This window comes from Mucilaginibacter sp. P4_G9, assembly GCF_056400985.1.
Map to the genome: position 1 here is coordinate 1 of NZ_JBFUKF010000358.1, position 5,064 is coordinate 5,064.

Below are 5,064 nucleotides of genomic sequence, written 5' to 3' on the forward strand. Positions count from 1 at the left end.
ATATGGTGTAGCTATATCTGGTGCTATTACCAGGGCCGTTGACCGGAAAGCTATAGTTGATTATAGCTATCAGCAATTGAATACCTCGTCAATAAATGAACTTATTTAATCTAAAAGATCATGTTAAAAATAGCCGATAAAACCTTTAACTCCCGTTTATTTACAGGTACCGGTAAGTTCAGTTCTTCTGTTTTGATGGAAGAAGCCTTGTTGGCTTCCGGGTCAGAGCTGGTAACCGTTGCCCTCAAACGTGTGGACATGAAAAACAACGACCAGGATGACCTGCTCATCCGTCTCAAATATCCGCATATTAACTTGTTACCCAATACTTCGGGTGTACGCAATGCCAAAGAGGCTGTATTCGCGGCACAACTGGCCAGGGAAGCCCTTGAAACCAACTGGATTAAATTAGAGATCCATCCCGACCCTAAGTACCTGATGCCTGATCCTATCGAAACCCTAAAAGCAACCGAAGAGCTGGCTAAATTAGGATTTATCGTATTGCCCTACATCCATGCCGACCCGGTATTATGTAAAAGGCTGGAAGATGCGGGTACATCTGCGGTTATGCCTTTGGGCTCACCCATAGGTAGTAACAAGGGACTAAAAACCATAGATTTTTTAGAGATCATCATTAGCCAGAGCAATGTACCCGTAATTGTTGATGCGGGCATAGGTTCGCCATCTGACGCGGCCTGGGCAATGGAGATTGGTGCCGATGCCGTTCTGGTGAATACCGCTATCGCGGTATCGGGCAACCCGATGCAAATGGCAAAAGCATTTAATATGGCGGTAGAAGCCGGGCGGATGGCTTTTGAAGCAAAACTCGCTCTACCTGTAACCCACGCTATAGCAAGCAGTCCTTTAACCGCGTTTTTAGATGAATAACTTTACAGATATTTTTAAATCGTTTAATTGGGACGAAACAAAAGCAAGCATCTATGCCAAAACAAGCGATGATGTAGAACGGGCATTAGCCGCTAAAAAAAGAACACTTGAAGATTTCAAAGCTTTGGTATCTCCTGCTGCGGCACCATACCTGGAGCGAATGGCGGCAATTAGTCAGCAATTAACCCTGAAACGTTTTGGCAAAGTGATACAAATGTACGTACCGCTTTACCTCTCTAACGAGTGTAAAAATATTTGCACTTACTGCGGCTTTAGCTATGAAAATAAGGTAAAACGCAAAACACTTTCGCCGATGGAGATCATGCAGGAAGTCGCCGTTATTAAGGATATGGGATATGACCATGTGCTTTTGGTTACCGGAGAAGATAATGAAAACGTTCACGTAGACTATTTCAAAAAAGTACTCGACCTGATCCGTCCACACTTCGCACATATTTCTATGGAAGTACAGCCGCTTGATCTGGAAGATTATCAGGAACTAACCCCTTACGGTTTAAACACGGTGCTGGTTTACCAGGAAACTTACCACCAGGAAGATTATAAAAAACACCATCCTAAAGGGAAGAAATCAAATTTTTTTTACCGGCTGGAAACCCCCGACCGGCTGGGCCAGTCCGGTATCCATAAAATGGGTTTGGGCGTGCTGATTGGCCTGGAAGATTGGCGCACCGATTGTTTTTTTACCGCATTGCACCTCAACTACCTGGAAAAAAGTTACTGGCAAACTAAATATAGCCTATCCTTCCCCCGTTTGAGGCCCTTTAGCGGGGGCTTAGAACCCAAAGTGGAAATGAGCGACCGCGAACTGGTGCAACTGATCTGCGCGTACAGGATATTTAACGAAGAGGTAGAACTCTCGATGTCAACGCGGGAATCTGAAAACTTCCGGAACAATATTATCAAGTTGGGTATCACTAATATCAGCGCGGGTTCTAAAACCAATCCCGGAGGATATGCGGTTGAACCGGAATCACTGGAGCAATTTGAGATCAGCGACGAACGCAGCCCGAAACAAATTGCCCAGGTCATCAGATCGCAAGGTTACGAACCGGTTTGGAAAGACTGGGATAACAGTTTAGCGCAATAAGTATGTTAAAAGGCGAAGAACTCAAACGGTATAGCAGGCAGATCATTTTACCTGAGATAGGAATAACAGGACAGGAAAAACTAAAAAACTCCAAAGTGCTAATGATAGGCGCCGGCGGTTTGGGCTGTCCTGTATTGCAATACCTGGTTGCAGCCGGGGTTGGTAAAATAGGTATTGTAGATGATGACATTGTGGATATCAGCAACCTGCACCGGCAAATATTATATGGCGTGAACGATGTTGGCGGCTTAAAGGCGGTTCTTGCTAAACAAAAACTCGAATTACTCAATCCGCATACTTTAATTACGGCTTATCCGGTACGCTTTACATCGGCTAATGCCGAAGATATCTGCGGGGTTTATGATATGGTGATCGATGGCTCTGATAATTTTGGCACACGTTATTTGGTTAATGATACCTGTGTGGCTTTAAACAAGCCACTCGTATTTGGCTCTATATTTAAGTTTGACGGCCATGTATCGGTGTTCAATTATCAGGATGGACCTGATTACAGAGATGTTTTTCCCGAAGCGCCGCCAGCTGCCGAAGTGCCCAATTGTACCGATGTAGGTGTATTGGGCATTTTACCCGGCATCATAGGCACTTATATGGCTAACGAAGCCATCAAGATCATTTGCGGTATTGGCGAGACATTGTCGGGTAAATTGATGACCATGAATGCGCTTGATAACTCAGCCAGTATTTTCAAAGTCGGTAAACAACAAAAACAAGTTCAGGTAAAAACCTTCAGTGCCGGGACTCCGGCTCCCCCCCATGAGATAACGATGGATCAGTTGAATGAGTGGCTAACCAAATCTGCAGATGAAGTGCAACTGGTTGATGTACGTGAAGCGTATGAATTTGAAGATTATAATATTGGCGGCATTAACATCTCTTTGTATGAGTTGAAAGAAAACATTGGATTGTTGCATCCAGATAAAAAATTGATATTCTGCTGTCAAACTGGTCAGCGCAGTAAAATGGCGATTCAATTATTACAGCCTTTATACAAAGGCGAAATGTACAGCTTAAGAAACGGGGTAATCTAAAATGAGCAAATATAAATACCCGGTCGTATTGAGTATTGCCGGATCAGACAGTGGCGGAGGGGCCGGCATACAAGCCGATCTGAAAACGATGAGTGCCTTGGGTTGTTTTGGCACTACGGCCATTACGGCGGTTACGGTACAAAACACGTTAGGCGTTAGTAATATTCACGCTATACCTGTTGATTTTGTTAAAGCGCAAATTAAAGCGGTGATGGATGATCTCAAACCATCTGCTATTAAGATCGGTATGGTGCACGGCGACGAATTGGCTATTGGCATTGCCGAAGCCTTAAGTGATAATCCAAATATCCCGATTATTTTTGACCCGGTTATGGTAGCTACCAGTGGTGACCGTTTGATTGGCAACGATACCGTAGAAACTTTAAAAAAACACTTGTTTCCTATAACCGAATTAGTTACCCCCAATTTAGATGAGGCAGCCATCCTTGCCGAAATGGAGATCAAAACCATTGGCGATATGAAAGCGGCAGCGGTACGGATTATGGAATATGGTTGTCATGCGGTATTAATTAAAGGCGGTCATTTAAAAGGCCCTGATCTGTTCGATGTTTACCTGGATAAATATGGCAATGAGCGTATTTTCGGGTCGACAGCCATTGATACCGTTAATACTCATGGAACCGGATGCAGCCTATCATCTGCCATTGCATCTTTTATTGCATTAGGTAATGATATGGATACTTCCATATCGAATAGTAAAAAATATATTCAACAGGCTATAGAGCAGGGGAAGGATGTTAAGACCGGTGGCGGTCACGGGCCGCTGAATCACTTTTTTGATCCTCAAAAATTAGTTAAATATAAAATAGAGTGAAGCCGCCTGGCTGTTAACCCCGTTCAAACGACATTTCATCTTCAAGAAGACGAGACTTGGACAACATTCAATTATTTTCAATAATTTAAAATTTTCAAATAGTGATAATCCCCGAATTTTCTACAAATGATTTGATACAGGTTGATTTCTGATGACTTAGGAAAAATAACGACTAATTCTGATTATTGCAATGTGTGCTGGGATTAATTACTCCCGACGAGAGAATCGAACTATTTCCTGTTTGATTTGCGTTTAATCGCCGATTTGGATTATAAATATTTTTTTTCGTGCGTTATAATTTGATTGTAGCCCAATATCTTGCCCGGTGTTTCTTTTGTGTGTGTTTATTAAGGCGTTATAGAAGTAAAATATGTCAGTAACCCATATTTATCCTGCGAGTTTTCACAGCCGTTAATGTTTAAGTACTTTAATAACTAAAGTTGCTTCAGATCGTCCTGTGGAACTAACCGTAAGTTTAATATCCCCAGTATTACGTGTGCTTCTGACTACAACCATCGCCCGTCCGTGCCATGCTTTACGTGAGTTGCCTGTATATGGGTCATAGTCTTTCATATTTGCGTTATCTACTCCGGCAATTACGCCCGGTCCGTCAATTTTAAAATGCAATCGATCTGCTGCGTTCGGTTGAATTATTCCGTCCTTATCAGTTATTTCGATCGTCACATAAGATAAATCCTGACCGTTAGCCAAAATTTCCTTTCGGTCGGCAATTAGTTTGATCTTTGCAGCATTTCCGGACGTTTGCAGAATGGATGATCCTGTTTCCTTATCATCTTCCACACCAACCGCTTTGAGAACCCCGGGCGTATAGGGTACTGAAAAAGTAGCTCTAAATTCCTGTTCTTCGGTTGTAGTTTTTTCGCCGATAAGTTTATTGTTAAGATAAAGCCTGACTTTGGAATATTTTGAATAAACCTCTACGTCTATATTCTTTCCCTCAAAACCCGGCCATGTCCAGCTTTCCCAAGTTGGCCAAACAGACCATCTTGTTTCTTTAATTTCCAGTGGCTCGGGTTGGGGTTCGCGAACTGCCATGTATAGCTTCTCGTTATTGTTATACAACATGCTGCGGTAATGCGATATAGGTTTTCTCCATCCCATCAAATCTATGTCGCCGCAATAAGCGCCGTGCCATGGAAAAAAATCGTTTTCCCAATTCTCAC

The 5,064-nt window shown here is 42.8% G+C and carries 5 protein-coding genes; 4 read left to right on the forward strand and 1 reads right to left on the reverse strand.

Features of this window, described 5'->3' with window-relative positions; genetic code table 11:
• The first annotated feature begins 120 nt into the window (after window positions 1–120).
• From AC1DPZ_RS21585 to thiD, 4 genes are read left to right on the forward strand one after another with little or no spacing between them, the layout of a single operon-like run.
• A complete protein-coding gene (locus AC1DPZ_RS21585; RefSeq protein WP_477407317.1) occupies window positions 121–888 on the forward strand; it encodes a thiazole synthase in 768 nt (255 codons plus the stop codon).
• The gene (gene thiH, locus AC1DPZ_RS21590; protein WP_477407319.1) at window positions 881–1,996 is read left to right on the forward strand and encodes a 2-iminoacetate synthase ThiH; all 1,116 of its coding nucleotides are present in this window, start codon (window positions 881–883) and stop codon (window positions 1,994–1,996) included. Before AC1DPZ_RS21585 ends, thiH begins: the two co-directional genes overlap by 8 nt.
• A 2-nt stretch (window positions 1,997–1,998) precedes the next feature.
• Complete coding sequence (locus tag AC1DPZ_RS21595; RefSeq protein WP_477407321.1) at window positions 1,999–3,045, forward strand: ThiF family adenylyltransferase; 1,047 nt, start codon at window positions 1,999–2,001, stop codon at window positions 3,043–3,045.
• A 1-nt stretch (window position 3,046) separates the two neighbouring features.
• The gene (gene thiD / locus AC1DPZ_RS21600) at window positions 3,047–3,880 is read left to right on the forward strand and encodes a bifunctional hydroxymethylpyrimidine kinase/phosphomethylpyrimidine kinase (protein WP_477407323.1); all 834 of its coding nucleotides are present in this window, start codon (window positions 3,047–3,049) and stop codon (window positions 3,878–3,880) included.
• A gap of 411 nt (window positions 3,881–4,291) precedes the next feature.
• Here thiD and AC1DPZ_RS21605 read toward each other — a convergent pair.
• Window positions 4,292–5,064, reverse strand: a 773-nt coding sequence (locus tag AC1DPZ_RS21605) for a DUF4982 domain-containing protein (RefSeq protein WP_477407325.1), incomplete at its 5' end; no start/stop codon positions are given.

Bases quoted from the DNA above. Each gene is read 5' to 3' on its own strand.
- AC1DPZ_RS21585 (WP_477407317.1), top strand. From the start codon at position 121: ATGTTAAAAATAGCCGATAAAACCTTTAACTCCCGTTTATTTACAGGT.
- thiH (WP_477407319.1), top strand. From the start codon at position 881: ATGAATAACTTTACAGATATTTTTAAATCGTTTAATTGGGACGAAACA.
- AC1DPZ_RS21595 (WP_477407321.1), top strand. From the start codon at position 1,999: ATGTTAAAAGGCGAAGAACTCAAACGGTATAGCAGGCAGATCATTTTA.
- thiD (WP_477407323.1), top strand. From the start codon at position 3,047: ATGAGCAAATATAAATACCCGGTCGTATTGAGTATTGCCGGATCAGAC.